Origin of the sequence: Pandoraea sputorum (assembly GCF_000814845.2) — a bacterium.
Taxonomy (GTDB): Bacteria; Pseudomonadota; Gammaproteobacteria; order Burkholderiales; family Burkholderiaceae; genus Pandoraea; species Pandoraea sputorum.
This window is the reverse complement of sequence record NZ_CP010431.2, coordinates 1,744,306-1,762,281: the sequence shown is the minus strand read 5'-3', so window position 1 is coordinate 1,762,281 and position 17,976 is coordinate 1,744,306. Positions and strand designations below refer to the sequence as shown.

Below are 17,976 nucleotides of genomic sequence, written 5' to 3'. Positions count from 1 at the left end.
GTTGTCATGAAACGTTCATTGGTGAGGGTAAAAAGGGCTGCAGGCAAGCAACCACGGTGCATCCGACGAGATTCCACAATGCGAAGCGGGGTACGTTTGATAGAATGGACAGATTGGAACCCGCTGCGCCGGCCCGGCTTGCCTTTTACGTCGCGGATGCGTTCCCGCCCTCGGAGAATAATGATGAAAACGCGCTTTTCCCGTGCCCTGCCCCTGCTGATCGGTGCCGGCCTGCTGTTCGCCGGTCATGTCTACGCTCAGGACGGCAAGGAAACCGCCGCACAAGCCGCCAAACGTGAAGCCGACGCCCGCGCCGCTGCCACCAGCGTCCAGAACGTCGACGTCAACCAGGAACGCAAGCCGAGCTACTACGTCAACGACCAGGGTACGACCGTGACCGAGTACCGCGATCGCGGCAAGCCTACGGAGATCGACGTCCACTCCCGTTTCGGCACCAACTACCAGTTGACGACGCCGCCCGACAACGCGCCGCGCGCACGTGACAACACGTCGCAAAACGACCGTCTGCCGTCTGTCGGCCTGAAGTTCTGACGTCTCTGGTAATCTGACTCTTTCGCGCCCCGGCATCCGGTACTCCACTACGGCGCGCGAGCTTCCTGTTTGTCTCAAACCAGCGGCCCGCTGCACGCGCACGGGCCGTTTGTCTGAGTCTTATCCACTCAACGCACGCATGGCCGTTTTTACTTCCGTCTCGCCCGAGCAGCTCCAGCAGTGGCTGCAACGCTACGATTTGGGGAATGTTCTCGACTTCCGGGGCATCAGCTCGGGTATCGAGAACACCAACTACTTCCTGACGACCGAGCGCGGCGAGTTCGTGCTGACGCTGTTCGAAAAGCTCACGGCCACGCAGTTGCCGTTCTACCTGCAATTGATGGGCCATCTGGCGCATCACAGCGTGCCGGTGCCCGATCCGATTCCGGATTGCACGGGTGAGATTCTTGGCGAGCTGAACGGCAAGCCGGCCACGATCGTCACCAAGTTGTCGGGCCGCTCGGAACTGGCGCCAACCGCCGAGCACTGCGCCCATGTCGGCGCAATGCTTGCCCGCATGCATCTGGCCGGACGGGACTTCACGCTGGAACAGGCCAACCTGCGCAGCCTGCCGTGGTGGCGTGAGGCGGCCCCGGCCGTGCTGCCATTCCTGAGCGATGCCGAGCGCACGCTGCTGGAAAGCGAGATGGCGCATCAGGAGGCGTTTTTCGGCACCGACGACTATCGCACGATGCAGGCAGGGCCGTGCCACTGCGATCTGTTCCGCGATAACGTACTCTTCGACAAGGCCGAAGACGGCTCGCCTCGTCTGGGCGGCTTCTTCGACTTTTACTTTGCTGGCTGCGACAAGTGGCTGTTCGATCTGGCCGTGACGGTCAACGACTGGTGCTGCGACCTCGCCACCGGCGACCTGGACGACGCCCGTGTGCACGCAATGCTGCGCGCGTACGAGACGGTACGCCCGCTGACAGACATCGAGGCGTCGCACTGGCGTGACATGCTGCGAGCGGGCGCGCTGCGATTCTGGCTCTCGCGCCTGTATGATTTTCACTTGCCGCGGGCGGCCGAGATGCTCAAGCCGCACGATCCGGGGCATTTCGAACGAATCCTGCGCAAACGCATCGAAGCCGTTTCCATTCCCTGGCTGTAACCCGACCCCACCCGGAGTCTCTCGAACCCTATGCAATTGCTTGAAGTCCCGCCGAAGAGTGGTTATTTGTGGCTGCGCCAGGGCATCTGGCTGTTCCGCAAGAATCCGCTCGCCATCATGAGCCTGCTGTTTGCCTATATGTTCGGCACGTTGGTGATCTCCTTCGTGCCGATCGTGGGCGGCCCCATTTTGCTCGTCCTGGTGCCGGGCCTGTCGGTGGGCTTCATGGCCGCCTGCCGCGACATCATCAAGAACAAGCAGGTGCTGCCTCAGGTGCTGCTCGACGGTTTTCGCGGACACGGCAAGGACATCGCCCGCCGTCTGCTGGTGCTGGGCGGTTATTACATGGCCGCAACCGTTGCCGCCTACCTGATTTCATCGCTGTTCAATGGCAGCGAAGTGATCAACAACCTGCTGTTCGACGGCAACGTCAAGCGCGACGAGATCATGAACGGCACCGCCGGATTGGTCGCCGCCATTGCCTTCGCCATTGCGTACATTCCGGTGGCGATGTTGTTCTGGTTCGCGCCGGTGCTCGTGGCGTGGCACGACATCACGCCCGTCAAGGCCATCTTCTTCAGTTGGACGGCCTGCACGCGCAACTTCCGCGCGTTTGTCGTCTACGCGCTGTGTGTGATGCTGCTCGCGGCGGCGGCATCGATGATTCTCACGATCATCATGGCGGCGCTCGGCGTCTTCCAATACGCCATTCTTCTTGTCTCGCCGCTGTCGCTCTTGTTCGCCGCCATCATCTACTGCTCGTTCTACGCCAGCTATCGCGGATGCTTCGGCGTGCAGGAGATCGGGGCGCTTGATCCGAACGTTTCGCCGCCGGAGGCCTGACGGCAGGCGTCGCGCGACGTCGACAAAAGCAAAGGGCACCCGAAGGTGCCCTTTTTTATTGCTTGAGCTTATTGCCGCGCGTGCGCCAATGCCGCACGCACGATCACTCGATCGGCTGAAGCTTCGCCACAGCCAACGCCAGCCACTTCTCGCCGTGACGGCCGAACTTCACATGCGCACGCGCTTCGTCGCCCGTGCCCTCCAGGCCGATGATTTTGCCTTCGCCGAACTTCGTGTGGAACACGCCCTGCCCCAGCTTGAAACCCGTCTCCGACGCGCGAGAGCGGTCGGCCAGCGCCTGCTCCGACTTCGTCGCCGCCCATTCGTCCTTCGGCGCGCTGACTTGCGGACGCGAGAACCAGTCGCGCCCCCAAGCCGGTTCGCTTTGACTCAGACGCGCCCCCGGCTGCGCACGCGGCGTAAGGAACTTCAGCACTTCCTCGGGGATTTCGTCGAAGAAGCGCGAGCGCACGTTGTAGCGCGTCTGACCATGCAGCATGCGGCTTTGCGTGAACGACAGGTACAGACGCTCCTTCGCGCGCGTGATCGCCACGTACATCAGACGGCGCTCCTCTTCGAGTCCGTCGAGTTCGAGCGCACTATTTTCGTGCGGGAACAGCCCCTCTTCGAGACCGGTGACGAACACCGCCGTGAACTCCAGTCCCTTGGCCGCGTGCACCGTCATCAGTTGCACGGCATCCTGCCCGGCTTCGGCCTGGTTGTCGCCCGCCTCGAGGGATGCGTGCGAGAGGAAGCCTGCCAGCGGGGTCATCTCCACCGGCGTATCGGCGTCGACCACGCCATCGGGAGACGCCAGCACGTCAGGTGCGCCCGGCAGTGCGGGGCGCATCGCGATCAGACGCGCCGGTGCGTCCAGCCCGTAGCCTTCTTCAGCGATGAAGGCCGTGGCGGCATGGACCAGTTCCTGCAAGTTCTCGATGCGGTCCTGTCCTTCCTTCTCGGTCTGATAGTGCGTAATCAGCCCGCTCGCGTCGATGACGTGCGTCACCACCTCCGGCAGCGTGAGCCGCTCGGTGGCGTGGCGCATCTGTTCGATCATGCGCACAAACGCCAGCAGATTGGTCCCCGCCTTGCCCGTCATATAAGGCACAGCCGCGTACATCGAGCAGTTATAGAGACGCGCCGCGTCGGCCAGTTGCTCCAACGAACGTGCGCCGATCCCGCGCGTGGGGAAATTGACGACACGTACGAACGCCGTGTCGTCGTTCGGATTTTCGATCAGACGCAGATACGCCAGCGCGTGCTTGACTTCCTGACGCTCGAAAAAGCGCAGGCCACCGTACACACGGTAGGCGATACCCGCGCCGACCAGCGCATGTTCCATCACCCGCGACTGGGCGTTGCTGCGATACAGAATCGCCACGTCCTGACGCGACAGGCCCTGCGCGACCAGCGCCTTGATTTCTTCGACGAGCCAACTGGCCTCTTGCAGGTCGGTCGCCGCTTCATACACGCGAATCGGCTCACCATGGCCCGCGTCGGTGCGCAGATTCTTGCCCAGACGTCGCGCGTTGTTGGAAATCAGCGCGTTGGCGGCGTCGAGAATGTTGCCGTGCGAGCGATAGTTCTGCTCCAGCTTGATCAGGTGACGAACGCGAAATTCACGCTCGAAGTCAGCCATATTGCCGACGTTGGCACCACGAAACGCGTAGATACTCTGATCGTCGTCACCCACAGCGAACACGGCGGCCTGAGTCCCGGCGAGCATTTTCAGCCACGCGTACTGAAGCTTGTTGGTGTCCTGGAACTCGTCGACGAGGATATGGCGAAAGCGCGACTGGTAATGCACGCGCAGCGGCTCGTTGTGCTTGAGCAGTTCGAAGCAGCGCAGCAGCAGTTCGGCGAAATCGACCACGCCCTCGCGCTGGCATTGCTCCTGGTAGCTCGCGTACAGTTCGACGAACTTCTGGTTGAACGCGTCGTTGGCCTCGACTTCATGCGGTCGCAAGCCCTGTTCCTTCGCGTTGTTGATGAAATACTGCAGGTTTTTCGGCGGAAATTTCTCATCGTCGACATTCGCCGCCTTCATCATCCGCTTGATGGCGGAGAGCTGATCGGACTGGTCGAGGATCTGGAAGCTCTGCGGCAGCCCGGCGTCGCGAAAATGCGCGCGCAGCATGCGGTTGCACAGCCCGTGAAAGGTGCCGATCCACATGGCGCGCGTGCTGATCGGCAGCATCGCGCCAAGCCGGGCCTGCATTTCCTTGGCGGCCTTGTTAGTAAAGGTCACCGCCAGAATGCCCGCCGGGCCGACGTGCCCCTGCTGGATCAGCCAGGCGATTCGGGTCGTGAGCACGCGCGTCTTGCCGGAACCCGCGCCCGCGAGAATGAGGGCCGGCTCGTCGGGAAGCGTGACGGCGGCCAGTTGTTCGGGGTTCAGATTGGCGAGCAGATCGGGCATGTCGGGGAGGAATTTCGAGTGAAGGCCGATTATAAATCCTGCTGCGGCGCGGAAACGCCACCGAATCTTTTATAATTCAAGGTTTCACGCATTACACGGTCCATCAATCCATGAGCGACAGCGACAATACGCTTGCCAAGAGCTTCGAGCCGCAGGACGTCGAAGCCCACTGGGGCCCCGAATGGGAACGCCGCGGCTATGCCCGCCCGACCCTCGACGACGCCCGCGAAGATTTCAGCATCCAGTTGCCGCCGCCGAATGTGACCGGCACGCTGCACATGGGGCACGCGTTCAACCAGACGATCATGGATGGTCTGACGCGCTACCACCGCATGAAGGGCGCGAACACCCTGTGGGTGCCGGGCACCGACCACGCGGGCATTGCCACGCAGATCGTCGTCGAGCGTCAGCTCGACGCCCAGAAGGTCTCGCGCCATGACCTCGGCCGCGAGAAGTTCACGGAACGCGTCTGGGAGTGGAAGGAGCAGTCGGGCAGCACGATCACACGTCAGGTGCGCCGCCTCGGGGCTTCCATCGATTGGAGCCGCGAGTACTTCACGATGGACGAGAAGATGTCCAGCGCCGTGCGCGATGTGTTCGTCGCGCTGTACGAGCAGGGCCTGATCTATCGCGGCAAGCGTCTCGTGAACTGGGAATCGACGCTGCTCACGGCCGTGTCCGATCTGGAAGTAGTCAGCGAGGAAGAAGAAGGCTCGCTGTGGCACATCCGCTACCCGCTCGCTGACGGTTCCGGCACGCTCACGGTCGCGACCACGCGCCCGGAAACGATGCTGGGCGACACCGCCCTGATGGTGCACCCGGAAGACGAGCGCTACAAGCACCTGATCGGCAAGTCGGCCAAGCTGCCGCTCACGGACCGTGAAATCCCGATCATTGCCGACGACTACGTCGACCTCGAATTCGGTACGGGCGTGGTGAAAGTTACCCCGGCACACGATTTCAACGACTACGCCGTCGGTCAGCGCCATAACCTGCCGCAGATCAACATCCTCACGCTCGACGCGAAGATCAACGAAAACGCCCCGGAAAAGTACCAGGGTCTGGATCGTTTCGACGCGCGCAAGCAGATCGTGGCCGACCTCGACGCGCTGGGCCTGCTCGAATCGGTCAAGCCGCACAAGCTGATGGTGCCGCGCAGCGACCGCACGGGCACGGTCATCGAACCGATGCTCACGGACCAGTGGTTCGTCGCGATGAGCAAGCCGGCCCCCGAAGGCACGTTCCACCCCGGCAAGTCGATCACCGAAACCGCGCTCGACGTCGTGCGCAGCGGTGAGATCAAGTTCGTGCCGGAGAATTGGACGACGACCTACAACCAGTGGCTCGAAAACATTCAGGACTGGTGTATTTCCCGTCAGCTCTGGTGGGGCCATCAGATTCCGGCCTGGTACGACGACGCTGGTAACGTGTTCGTCGCGCGCACCGAAGCCGAAGCCATCGAGAAAGCGCGTGCCGCCGGCTCCACCGGTGCGCTCAAGCGCGACGAAGACGTGCTCGACACGTGGTTCTCGTCGGCGCTGGTGCCGTTCTCGTCGCTGGGCTGGCCGCAGGAAACCCCGGAACTGAAGCACTTCCTGCCGTCGTCGGTGCTCGTGACCGGCTTCGACATCATCTTCTTCTGGGTGGCGCGCATGGTCATGATGACCACGCACTTCACCGGCAAGGTGCCGTTCAAGACCGTGTACGTGCACGGCCTTGTGCGCGACGCCGAAGGTCAGAAGATGTCCAAGTCGAAGGGCAACACGCTCGATCCGATCGACATCGTCGACGGCGTGTCGCTCGACGCCCTGCTCGCCAAGCGCACCACGGGTCTGATGAACCCGAAGCAGGCTGCGACCATCGAGAAGAAGACCCGCAAGGAATTCCCGGACGGCATCGCGCCGTTCGGCACCGACGCGCTGCGCTTCACGTTCGCATCGATGGCCACGCTTGGCCGCAACATCAACTTCGATCTGGCACGCTGCGAAGGCTATCGCAACTTCTGCAACAAGCTGTGGAACGCCACGCGCTTCGTGCTGATGAACTGCGAAGGTCAGGACTGCGGTCTCGCGCCGTGCGTGGGCGATTGCGGCCCGGAAGGTCAGCTCGACTTCTCGCGCGCCGACCGCTGGATCGTCTCGTTGCTCCAGCGCGTGGAAGCCGACGTCGCGAAGGGCTTTGCCGATTACCGCTTCGACAACATCGCCAGCGCAATCTACAAGTTCGTGTGGGACGAGTACTGCGACTGGTACGTCGAACTGGCCAAGTGGCAGATTCAGAACGGCACCCCGGCGCAACAGCGCGCCACGCGCCGCACGCTGCTGCGCGTGCTCGAAACGGTGCTGCGTCTTGCCCACCCGATCATTCCGTTCATCACCGAAGCCCTGTGGCAGAAAGTGGCCCCGCTGGCTGGCCGTTATCCGGCCGACAAGGCGCCGGGCGAAGCCAGTATCATGGTGCAGCCGTATCCGGTCGCCGATACCAGCAAGATCGACGAAAGCGACGAAGCCTGGATGCAGCAATTGAAGGCCGCCGTGGACGCCTGCCGTAACCTGCGTGGTGAGATGAACCTGTCGCCCGCGCAGCGCGTGCCGCTGCTGGTCGCGGGCGATGTGCCGTTCCTGACGTCGATTGCCCCGTATCTGCAAACGCTGGCGAAGCTCTCGGAAGTGCAAGTGCTGGCCGACGAAGCCACACTCGACGCGCAGGCCGCCGGTGCGCCGCTCGCCGTGGTGGGTGCAAACAAGTTGGCTCTGAAGGTCGAAATCGACGTTGCGGCCGAGCGCGAGCGCCTCGGCAAGGAAGTGAAGCGTCTCGAAGGCGAGATCGCGAAATGCCACGGCAAGCTCTCCAACGAGAGCTTCGTGGCGCGCGCCCCAGCCAATGTCGTGGAACTTGAGAAGCAACGATTAGTCGACTTTGAAGCGGTACTCGGCAAATTGCAGGCACAACTCGCCCGCCTGCCCGCCTGAGACGCGCAATATTCATCAGGGAGATACTAATGAAAGCGATTGTGACCAAAGCCGTCTTCCCCGTTGCGGGGCTCGGCACCCGGTTTCTGCCGGCGACTAAGGCGAGCCCCAAGGAAATGCTGCCGGTCGTGGACAAGCCGCTGATTCAGTACGCTGTGGAAGAGGCGGCAGCGGCTGGCATCACCGAGATGATTTTCGTAACAGGCCGTAACAAGCGCGCCATCGAAGATCACTTCGATACGGCATTCGAACTGGAAGCCGAACTCGAAGCGAAGAACAAGCAGGCGCTGCTCGACGTCGTGCATTCGATCAAGCCGCCGCACATCGATTGCTTCTATGTGCGTCAGCCGAAAGCGCTGGGTCTGGGCCACGCCGTGCTGTGCGCCGAGAAGCTGGTGGGCGACGAGCCGTTCGCCGTCATCCTCGCCGACGACTTGCTCGACGGCCAGCCGCCGGTGCTCAAGCAGATGGTCGATCTGTACAACCAGTATCACAACTCGATCATCGGCGTAGAAGAGATCCCCATTGAGCAGAGCCGCTCATACGGTATCGTCAAGGGCACGGACTGGGGTGAGAAGGCGATCGTCAAACTGACGGACATCGTCGAGAAGCCTGCGCCCGAAAACGCACCGTCGAATCTGGGCGTGGTCGGTCGTTATGTGCTGCGTCCGCGTATTTTCGATTGCATCCGCGAGATCGATCCGGGTTCAGGCGGCGAAATCCAGTTGACGGACGCCATCCAGAAACTCATGCAGGACGAAGTCGTGCTCGCCTACCGCTACGATGGCAAGCGCTTCGATTGCGGCAGCAAGCTCGGCTATCTCAAGGCGACGGTGGAGTTCGCTCTGCGCCACCCGGAGCTAAAGGACGCGTTCCGCAAGTACCTGCAGGAAGACGTGCAAGGCGATCTGACCTGAGCGTCTGTCACAGGCACCCATAAAAAAACCGACGGCATGTCCGTCGGTTTTTTTGTATCTGTTGTACCGCCAAGGCATTCGCATCGATGGAAATCGACGCTGACGCCACTCACCGGCAATCAGCGACGGCGCATCCAGAAGTGGAAAGTTTTGCCGTCTTCGCGCGTATCGAGCAGTTCGTTGCCGGTTTGCTTGGCGAAAGCGCTGAAATCGCGCCCCGAGCCTGGATCGGTGGCGATGATGTGCAGCACTTCGCCGCTTTGCATTTCCGCCAGCGCCTTCTTGGCACGCAGGATCGGCAGCGGGCAGTTCAGGCCGCTCGCGTCGACTTCTTTCTGGAATTCCATGCTCATGTCCCTCTCTTCGGTCTTGTTCGAATCTGCTGCGGGGTTGGCCCCGCAAACCGCGATTCTACCGTAGTCGTTGCCGAACGCTCCCGGAGACGCCCCGTTTCAGCGTGTCGGCACATCGGCGCATCCGTACGTCATCCAGCAATCGACATCCGCGCCGATTCGACGTACTCGACCGGCAGATTGCGCCGTCTTAGCCATTCGGCGACCGCGTGCCCCGTCCCTGCGCGCCACGGACGCACCTGATGCGGCGCGACGAGCCGGAACTCGGCCAGTTCCTCCGAGAGCTGAATATCGCCGTCACAGACCGCGTGATACGCGATGATCAACTCGTTCTTGCGCATGAATTCGTAGACACCGAGCAGCGAAATCGCGTCGGTTTCCAGATTCGTCTCCTCCTTGATTTCGCGGCGAATACCGTCTTCGGGTGTCTCGTCGCGCTCAAGAAAACCGGTGATGAGCGCGAACATGCCTTCGGTCCACGCCGCATTGCGTGCCAGCAGAATCTGGCCCCGGTATTCCACCAGCCCGGCCACGACCGGGAGCGGGTTGTCCCAGTGGACGAAACCACAAGCCGTGTCCGGGCAGGCACGGCGAATACGCCCGGCGACCTCGCGAGAATCGAGTGCAGAGGCACAGCGGGGACAAAAAATAAGTTCGTTCATGATCGTTCTTCGGCGAATCCGAACATATTAAATGAACTCATGACGCGCTGCATATTCGGCAAATTCCGAGACGCGCCCGGACCAGGCCCAGACAGGCCGGGGCGTATAATCGTCGAACGTCTTTCAATTTTCGATCACGGCCCCGTGACTGACATTCCACCGAACGTACCGCCCGCGTCCGACACCCCGCCTCAGTCGCCTTCGTCGCCTTCGCCGTCTGCTTCGTCCTCGCCCTCTGCTGCTGACACATCGCCCGCGTCGGCTACGTCGCTATCCACCCGGCTGACCCAACGCGGCATGCGCCGCTCAAGGCGTCTGTGGCACAACTATGGTGTGTTCTGGCTCGGCGCAGTCCTCGTCGGTCTGGTGTCGGTGGCCTACGCAAAGCTGGTGGACTTTGGATTCGAGTTGTTCCAGCGCATGCTCACGCACGGCTTCTGGCTGCCGCTGATCGTCACACCGTTGGGTGCCGCGCTGGCGATATGGCTGACGCAGAAGTTCTTCCGGGGCGCCGAGGGCAGCGGTATTCCCCAGGTGATCGCAACGCTTCAGGACTCGCGTCTGTCGAAATCGCTGCTGACGCTTCGCATCATGTTCGGCAAGATCGCGATCTCGTTTCTCGGCATTCTTTGCGGCTTCACGATCGGCCGAGAAGGCCCGACCGTGCAGATCGGCGCATCGCTGATGTACGCCATGCGACGCGGGTATCGCCGCAGCAGCGTGCACATCGAGCGCCAACTGACGCTGGCCGGGGCGGCGGCAGGTCTGGCGGCAGCGTTCAACACGCCGCTCGCGGGCGTCGTGTTCGCCATCGAAGAGCTGAGCCGCAGCTTTGTCGCACGCAGCAGCGGCACCCTTATTACCGCCATCATCTTCTCCGGCGTCGTGGCGCTCGGCCTGCAGGGCAACTATCTCTATTTCGGCCAGATCAAAGCCATCAGCGATTTCAACTGGGCGCTCATTCCCGTGCTTATCGTCGCCAGTGTGCTGACGGGCGTGGCCGGGGGGCTGTTCGGCTGGTTGATGCTTAACGTGCCGAGATGGATGCCCGCGCAACTGGTCAATTTGCGTCGCGCACGCCCGGTCCACTTCGCCTTCCTGTGTGGTCTGGCGATTGCGGTGATCGGCATTGTCTCGGGCGGCACCACGTTCGGCAGCGGATACGCCGAAGCGCGGGGTTTGCTGGAATCGCACGCGGCGCTCTCGCCGTTCTACGCCGTGCTGAAGTTTGCCGCCTTGTGCGTGTCGTATCTGTCGGGCATTCCCGGTGGCATCTTCGCGCCGTCACTGGCGATTGGTGCCGGGTTGGGGAATGTGATGGCGCACGTGACGTCCGTAATACCGCTGCCTGCCATGGCCGCGCTGTGTATGGTCGGCTATCTGGCGGCGGTGACGCAATCACCGATTACGTCGTTTGTGATCGTCATGGAGATGATCGACGGCCATCAGATGGTGATTCCGCTCATGGCCGTCGCACTGCTGTCGACGCAGGTCTCGAAGACCATCGCGCCGTCGTTCTATCACACGCTCGCACACCGCTTCCTGACGCCTACCGTGCCTGCGCCGCGTCAAGCCTGATCGAAACGGCTACGCCTTCGCACTCAGCGCACGGATATCTGCGGCCAGACGTTCTACCGTCTCCACACGGGTATCCCACGCGCACATGAAGCGGCAGCCACCTGCGCCGATAAACGTATAAAAGCGCCAGCCCTTCGCGCGTAGCGCTTCGATCACATGCGGTGGCAATTCTGCGAACACGCCGTTGGCCTGCGTCTCGAACATGATCGATACGCCGGGAATGTCGCGGATGCGGCTCGCGAGCAACTGCGCCATCTCGTTCGCATGCCGTGCATGGCGCAGCCACGTGTCGTTCTCCAGCATGCCGAGCCACGGAGCGGAGATGAAACGCATCTTCGAGGCCAACTGCCCCGCCTGCTTCACGCGATAAGCAAAATCCTCTGCGAGTGAGCGATTGAAGAACACGACGGCCTCGCCGACCGGCAGACCGTTCTTCGTGCCGCCGAAACACAGCACGTCCACGCCCGCACGCCAGGTCACGTCGCCCGGATGGCAGCCGAGCGTCGCGACCGCGTTGGCGAAGCGTGCGCCGTCCATGTGCACGCGCAGGTTACGGCGCTTGGCGACCGCCGAGATCGCTTTGACCTCATCGACCGAGTAGACGGTACCGACCTCCGTCGCCTGCGTGAGCGTGACGACCTTGGGCTTCGGAAAGTGGATGTCCGAGCGGCGGTTGATCACGGCCTCGACAGCGTCCGGCGTGAGTTTGCCGTTATTCTCGCGACCGCGCGCGGTGAGCAGCTTCGCGCCGTTGGAGAAGAACTCCGGACCACCGCACTCGTCCGTCTCGACATGCGCCAGTTCGTGACAAATGACGGAGTGATACGACTGCGACAGCGATGCCAGCGCAAGCGAGTTGGCCGCCGTGCCGTTGAAAACGAAGAAGACTTCGCAATCCGTGTCGAAGAGTTGCCGGATGCCGTCGCACACGCGTTGCGTCCATGTATCGTCGCCATAGGACACTTCATGACCACTGGCATTTGCCTCGACCAGATAGCGCATGGCCTCGGGGCAAATCCCGGCGTAGTTGTCGGACGCGAAGTGCTGCGGCGTTTGCGCAGTGTCGGTGGACGTGATCTCTGGATTCGAAACAGACGGGGCTTGCGACATGACGACCTCTTCAAGACGGCGGGAACGCCACACGACGCTCCCGCTTCAGACAGTCCGGTGACGGTCACCGGCTTACATGATTTGCGCTGACTTCAGATTCACCCGCTCACTCTGGGCGAGGATCCGACCAGAGCGTGCCTGCCGTCGACCAGTTTTCGGGCTTGATGTCGGTGATGATGATATCGACGGACCCCGGCGTGCAACCGATCGTATCCACTGCGGCTTGCGTAACAGCTTTGACGAACGCGCGCTTTTGCTCGATGGTGCGCCCTTCGAACATCTCGACGTGAAACGTTGGCATTGCGATCTATCTCCTGATGTCGTTATTGGAACCGGCAGCGTGACGCTGCCGGACGTCTTCGATGCCCTGCCCGAGCGCCGCAGACAACAAGTCGGTGCGCCGCTCCATCGAGCGGTCAATCGCGAAACGAGGCGTCTATTCTATCGAGTTTGCGCAGTAGTGCAGGCCATTCCAGCACGCCCTCGATCGCGCCACCGTCTTCGAGCTGAATCGCTGTCTTGTCCTGCACCGCCGGGCTCGGCAAATTCGGCGCAGCGCCGCCCGCCAGCGCCTGCAACTGAATCTCGCAGGCTTTGATGAGCGTTGCCATCAGCACGAAGGCTTCGGCCACCGTACGGCCGACGGTGAGCGTGCCGTGATTGCGGAGCAACATCGCAGGATGTGCGCCAAGCGACGTCACCAGCCGCTCGCCTTCCGACGGCGAAAACGCCAGCCCTTCGTAATCGTGATATCCGATGCGTTCGTGAAAGCGCAGCGCGTGCTGTGAAATGGGCAGCAGGCCGTGCGGCTGGATCGACACGGCGATACCCGCCGTGTTATGCAAATGCATGACGCAAACGGCATCCGCGCGCGCGGCGTGCACCGCACCGTGCAGCGCAAACCCGGTCACGTTGACGGGATGCGCGCTCTCGCCCACGATCTCGCCGTCCATCGTGATCTTCACGAGATTCGACGCCGTCACTTCGTCGAACGCCAGCCCGAACGGATTGATGAGGAAGTGCCCCGGCTCGCCAGGCACCATTGCGGAGATGTGCGTGTAGATGAGATCGTCCCAGCCGTTCAGTGCCACGAGGCGATAGCAGGCGGCGAGATCGACACGCACCTGACGCTCTTCGTCGCTCATGACAGTGGCAGCCTTGCGGCCCGCCTTCAAGGTAAAAGACATACGCTTCTCTGAGGAAAGTCTGAAGAATCGGGCGAAGACCTACTGGAGGTGTCGCCTCAGGGCGCGCGCTCGAGCGAACGACGCCAGTCCCACACGAAACCGATGGCGCCGAGCGCCAGCACACCGCTGGCACACAGCAGTGCCGTCGTGAACCCGCCGGTCGCGGCGACGAGCGGCGCGGCCACCAGCGGCCCGACGATCTGCCCGATGCCATAGGATGCCGTCACCAGCCCGATCAGGCCATTGGCATTGTCCCCACGCAAACGTCGGCATTCGCGCACCGCGTAGACCGTAATCGCCGTGAACGGCAGCCCCACGAGCACGCTCCCCAGCGCGAAGCCCACGACGTTCGGCAGCACGATGCCAATGCCCACCCCCAGCCCTTGCATGACGTAGCACACCGCTAGCAGCAGTCGGTTATCCCACGAAAGCGGTGCGCGTGCGCCGATGATGGCCCCCGGAATCACCATCAGACCGAGCAGCGGGAAGAACAGGTCGGGCCACGGGGAGCCGGGCAACGCCTGACGTGCGATCACCGGCAGGAACGTCGCCGTGATGATGTAGCCGAAGCCGGCGAAGCTGTACAGGATCGTGACCGGGATCACGCTCTCGCCGCTGCCATGATTGGTCGAGGGCGCGACGGTGGCGGTCGTAGATTTGGCAGCGTCGGCTGACTTGGTCGCATCGACGGCGACGGGCACATCAGCCACAAACGTCCGCCAGATGACGGCGAGCAACGCCAGCGCGAGCACGCCGCACAGCAACCAGCCGCCGCGCGCAGGCCAGCCGAGCGTGTCGTTCAGGCTCGCGAGCAAGCCCGTCACCACAATGCCTGCGCCAGGCCCGGCAAAGATCACACCACCCAGACTCGGCATGCGCAGCTCGGCCAGCTTGCGAAAGCCCCACCCGGCCGAGAACACCATCGCCCACGCACTCATCACGCCCGCGAGTGTGCGCACGATCGCCCACACCGCGAACGACTCCATCAGCCCCATCGCCAACGTCAGTGCGACCGTGGAGGCAAGTGCAAAGCGAATGATGAGCGTCGGTGTGAAATGCAGCCACATGCACGACAACGCCCCGATGAAGTACCCCGCGTAGTTCAGCGACGCTAGCCAGCTACCGTGCTGAATATCGGTGAGCTGCTCATGCAGCATGAGCGGCAGCATCGGCGTGAAAGCGAAGCGGCCGATCCCCATCGCAATCGACAAGGCGAGCATGCACGATAACGCGATGCGCCATGCCGCACGCTCCGGCGACGGTTGGCGCAGCTTCGTGACGTTGTCGGAATCGGCGAGAGTAGCTGGCATGGCGATGGCTGGCCCGCAGGCAAAAGAAGTTGACATGAATCGTGGCAAATACTTTACATGCAAACCATTCCCGAAGGTGACGGTGCCCCTGCCCCCGGCAGGGCGATAGCGCACGCCGTCCGCTCAGAAATGCAAAACGCGCACCGAAGTGCGCGTCTTGTCAGATCAAGCCCGGCCGAAAACGGGGCTGCCCCCGTCATCGTCCCATTACAGCTTGCCGGTCACCCATGTCTGAACGCCAGCAAGCGCCTGCGGCAGTGCCGACGGGTCGGTACCACCCGCCTGCGCCATATCCGGACGACCGCCGCCCTTGCCGCCGACCTGCTGTGCGACGAAGTTGACGAGTTCGCCCGCCTTGACCTTGGCCGTCGCATCCGCCGTCACACCGGCGATCAGCGTGACCTTGCTGCCGTCGACGGCAGCCAGCACGATGGCTGCGCTCCCCAGCTTGTCCTTGAGCTTGTCCATCGTCTCACGCAGCGTCTTGGCGTCGGCGCCTTCGAGTTGCGCGGCCAGCACCTTCAGACCGTTCACGTCGACGGCCTTCTCGACCAGTTCGTCGCCCTGGCTCGATGCCAGCTTCGACTTGAGCGCCGCCAGTTCCTTCTCCAGCGACTTGACCTGCTCCTGCACCTGCGCGATACGCGGGCTCAGTTCTGCGGGTTGCGTCTTGAGCGCGGCAGCCGCTTCGTTGATCTGGTCGTCGAGTTTCTGGACGAAGCGTACCGAGTTATCGCCGGTGATCGCTTCCACGCGACGGATACCGGCGGCCACGCCACCCTCCATCACGATCTTGAACAGGCCGATATCGCCCGTACGCGAGACGTGCGTGCCGCCGCACAGTTCGCGCGACGTCCCGATGTCGAGCACGCGCACTTCGTCGCCGTACTTCTCGCCGAACAGCGCCATTGCGCCACCCTTGACCGCGTCGTCGAACGACATCAGCGCGGCTTGCGTGGGCGCGTTCGCCAGCACTTCGGCGTTCACGATATCTTCCACGCGACGAATTTCGTCGGCCGTCATCGCGGCGTTATGCGCGAAGTCGAAGCGGGTCTTGTCGGCGTCGACGAGCGAGCCCTTCTGCTGCACGTGAGCACCCAGCACTTCGCGCAAGGCCTTGTGCATCAGGTGAGTCGCCGAGTGGTTGCGCACGGTGCGCGCGCGACGCACGGCATCAACCTGCGCCGTCACCACTTCGCCGACCTTCAGTTCACCCGATTCCAGCGAACCGTAGTGACCGAACACGTCGGCCTGAATCTTCTGCGTGTCCGACACGCCGAAACGCGCAGCCCCGGCGACGATCAGCCCCTGATCGCCCACCTGACCGCCCGACTCGGCGTAGAACGGCGTCGTGTCGAGCACAACGATGCCTTGCTGACCGGCGGTCATCTTGGCCACGCTGGTGCCATCGACGTACAAAGCCGTGACCTTCGCGCCTTCGAGCGCGAGCTTGTCGTAGCCTTCGAAGCGCGTCTTGTCGCCCGTGTATTCGAGGGCCGTCGCCATCTTGAACTTGCCTGCGGCGCGCGCCTGCTCACGTTGACGTGCCATCGCGGCGTCGAAGCCTGCTTCGTCCACCGTGATGCTGCGCTCGCGGCAAACGTCCGCCGTCAGATCGAGCGGGAAGCCGTAGGTGTCGTGCAGCTTGAATGCCAGTTCGCCATCGAGCGTGGTCACGCCCTTCTTGGCCAGATCGGCCAGCGCACCTTCGAGAATCTCCATGCCGTTCTCGATGGTCTCGCCGAAGCGCTCTTCTTCCTGCTTGAGCACGTCGGTCACGCGCTGCTGCGCCTGCGCCAGTTCCGGATAGGCAACGCCCATCTCGGCGACCAGATCCGGTACGAGCTTATAGAAGAACGGCTTCTTGCAGCCGAGCTTGTAACCGTGACGGATTGCGCGGCGGATGATACGGCGCAGCACGTAACCGCGGCCTTCGTTACCCGGAATCACGCCGTCGACGATCAGGAACGAGCACGCGCGAATGTGATCTGCGATCACCTTGAGCGAGTTCGCGCTCAGATCGGTCACGCCCGTCTCACGACCGGCGGCCTTGATCAGGTGCTGGAACAGGTCGATTTCGTAGTTGCTGTGAACGTGTTGCAGCACGGCCGCAATACGCTCCAGCCCCATGCCGGTGTCAACGCACGGCTTGGGCAGCGGCGTCATATTGCCCTGCTCGTCGCGGTTGAACTGCATGAACACGAGATTCCAGATTTCGATATAGCGGTCGCCGTCTTCTTCCGGCGATCCCGGCGGGCCGCCCCACACGTCTTCACCGTGGTCGAAGAAGATTTCCGAGCACGGGCCGCACGGACCGGTATCGGCCATCTGCCAGAAGTTGTCCGAGGCGTAACGCGCACCCTTGTTGTCACCGATGCGGATGATGCGCTCGGCCGGCACGCCCACTTCCTTCGCCCAGATGTCGTAGGCCTCGTCGTCTTCCTTGTAGACGGTGACCCAGAGCTTTTCCTTCGGGAGCTTGTAGACGGTCGTCAGCAATTCCCACGCGTACTGAATCGCTTCGCGCTTGAAATAATCGCCGAACGAGAAGTTGCCCAGCATTTCGAAGAACGTATGGTGACGGGCGGTGTAGCCCACGTTTTCGAGGTCGTTGTGCTTACCGCCGGCGCGCACGCTGCGCTGGGCCGTGGTCGCGCGCGTGTACGGGCGCGATTCGAGTCCGAGGAAGACGTCCTTGAACTGCACCATGCCGGAGTTCGTGAACAGCAGCGTGGGGTCATTGGACGGCACGAGGCTCGACGAGCGCACGATGGTGTGCCCCTTCGACTCGAAGAAGTTTAGGAATTTTTCCCGAATGTCTGCGACTTTCATAGGCTGCGTGGGAGCGTGGGGACCGGGCAGGCTAAGCCTGGCGGGGTATTTTGCAAACTTTTGATTATACGGGAAATCGACCTCTCCACAGCGTCCCGCCGCTAACCGCAGTGCGAAACTGCGCTGG

General features: G+C 62.5%; 14 protein-coding genes. 6 read left to right on the top strand and 8 right to left on the bottom strand.

Annotated features, from left to right (window positions below; translation table 11 throughout):
• Window positions 1–180 precede the first annotated feature (180 nt).
• The 3 genes from NA29_RS07900 to NA29_RS07890 all read left to right on the top strand — a co-directional run bounded on the left by NA29_RS07900 (window position 181) and on the right by NA29_RS07890 (window position 2,506).
• Complete coding sequence (locus NA29_RS07900; RefSeq protein ID WP_052252618.1) at window positions 181–552, top strand: hypothetical protein; 372 nt, start codon at window positions 181–183, stop codon at window positions 550–552.
• Window positions 553–691: 139 nt separating this feature from the next.
• Complete coding sequence (locus tag NA29_RS07895; protein ID WP_039397325.1) at window positions 692–1,663, top strand: homoserine kinase; 972 nt, start codon at window positions 692–694, stop codon at window positions 1,661–1,663.
• A 30-nt stretch (window positions 1,664–1,693) separates the two neighbouring features.
• Window positions 1,694–2,506 (top strand): BPSS1780 family membrane protein, encoded by an 813-nt coding sequence (locus NA29_RS07890; protein WP_039397323.1) that lies wholly within the window; start codon window positions 1,694–1,696, stop codon window positions 2,504–2,506.
• A gap of 103 nt (window positions 2,507–2,609) precedes the next feature.
• On the opposite strand, the gene NA29_RS07885 is transcribed toward NA29_RS07890, so the two are convergent.
• Window positions 2,610–4,928 carry a UvrD-helicase domain-containing protein gene (locus NA29_RS07885; RefSeq protein ID WP_039397321.1) on the bottom strand — a complete coding sequence of 773 codons (2,319 nt, stop codon included), beginning with the start codon at window positions 4,926–4,928 and terminating at the stop codon, window positions 2,610–2,612.
• A gap of 110 nt (window positions 4,929–5,038) precedes the next feature.
• On the opposite strand from NA29_RS07885, the gene NA29_RS07880 reads away from it, so the two are divergent.
• Together NA29_RS07880 and galU are read left to right on the top strand one after the other, a co-directional pair.
• The gene (locus NA29_RS07880; RefSeq protein ID WP_039397318.1) at window positions 5,039–7,900 is read left to right on the top strand and encodes a valine--tRNA ligase; all 2,862 of its coding nucleotides are present in this window, start codon (window positions 5,039–5,041) and stop codon (window positions 7,898–7,900) included.
• A gap of 29 nt (window positions 7,901–7,929) precedes the next feature.
• Window positions 7,930–8,817 carry a UTP--glucose-1-phosphate uridylyltransferase GalU gene (galU, locus tag NA29_RS07875; protein WP_039397316.1) on the top strand — a complete coding sequence of 296 codons (888 nt, stop codon included), beginning with the start codon at window positions 7,930–7,932 and terminating at the stop codon, window positions 8,815–8,817.
• Between the two features lie 119 nt (window positions 8,818–8,936).
• Here galU and NA29_RS07870 read toward each other — a convergent pair whose 3' ends face one another.
• On the bottom strand, window positions 8,937–9,164 hold the full coding sequence (locus NA29_RS07870; protein WP_039402727.1) for a sulfurtransferase TusA family protein: 228 nt from the start codon (window positions 9,162–9,164) through the stop codon (window positions 8,937–8,939).
• A 137-nt stretch (window positions 9,165–9,301) separates the two neighbouring features.
• Entirely contained in the window at window positions 9,302–9,832 is a 531-nt protein-coding gene (locus tag NA29_RS07865; RefSeq protein WP_039397314.1) for an NUDIX domain-containing protein, read from the bottom strand.
• A 297-nt stretch (window positions 9,833–10,129) separates the two neighbouring features.
• On the opposite strand from NA29_RS07865, the gene NA29_RS07860 reads away from it, so the two are divergent.
• Window positions 10,130–11,410 (top strand): chloride channel protein, encoded by a 1,281-nt coding sequence (locus NA29_RS07860; RefSeq protein WP_052252617.1) that lies wholly within the window; start codon window positions 10,130–10,132, stop codon window positions 11,408–11,410.
• Between the two features lie 9 nt (window positions 11,411–11,419).
• Here NA29_RS07860 and NA29_RS07855 read toward each other — a convergent pair whose 3' ends face one another.
• The 5 genes from NA29_RS07855 to alaS form a co-directional block, all read right to left on the bottom strand.
• On the bottom strand, window positions 11,420–12,412 hold the full coding sequence (locus NA29_RS07855; protein ID WP_052253217.1) for a threonine aldolase family protein: 993 nt from the start codon (window positions 12,410–12,412) through the stop codon (window positions 11,420–11,422).
• A gap of 214 nt (window positions 12,413–12,626) precedes the next feature.
• Window positions 12,627–12,821, bottom strand: coding sequence for a 4-oxalocrotonate tautomerase (locus NA29_RS07850; RefSeq protein WP_039397312.1), 195 nt, complete (start codon window positions 12,819–12,821; stop codon window positions 12,627–12,629).
• Between the two features lie 115 nt (window positions 12,822–12,936).
• Window positions 12,937–13,707, bottom strand: coding sequence for a class II aldolase/adducin family protein (locus NA29_RS07845; protein WP_039397310.1), 771 nt, complete (start codon window positions 13,705–13,707; stop codon window positions 12,937–12,939).
• Between the two features lie 56 nt (window positions 13,708–13,763).
• Window positions 13,764–15,017, bottom strand: a complete 1,254-nt coding sequence (locus tag NA29_RS07840) for a YbfB/YjiJ family MFS transporter (RefSeq protein ID WP_039397308.1) — start codon at window positions 15,015–15,017, stop codon at window positions 13,764–13,766.
• Between the two features lie 207 nt (window positions 15,018–15,224).
• Window positions 15,225–17,849 (bottom strand): alanine--tRNA ligase, encoded by a 2,625-nt coding sequence (gene alaS / locus NA29_RS07835; RefSeq protein ID WP_039397306.1) that lies wholly within the window; start codon window positions 17,847–17,849, stop codon window positions 15,225–15,227.
• Between the last annotated feature and the right edge of the window lie 127 nt (window positions 17,850–17,976).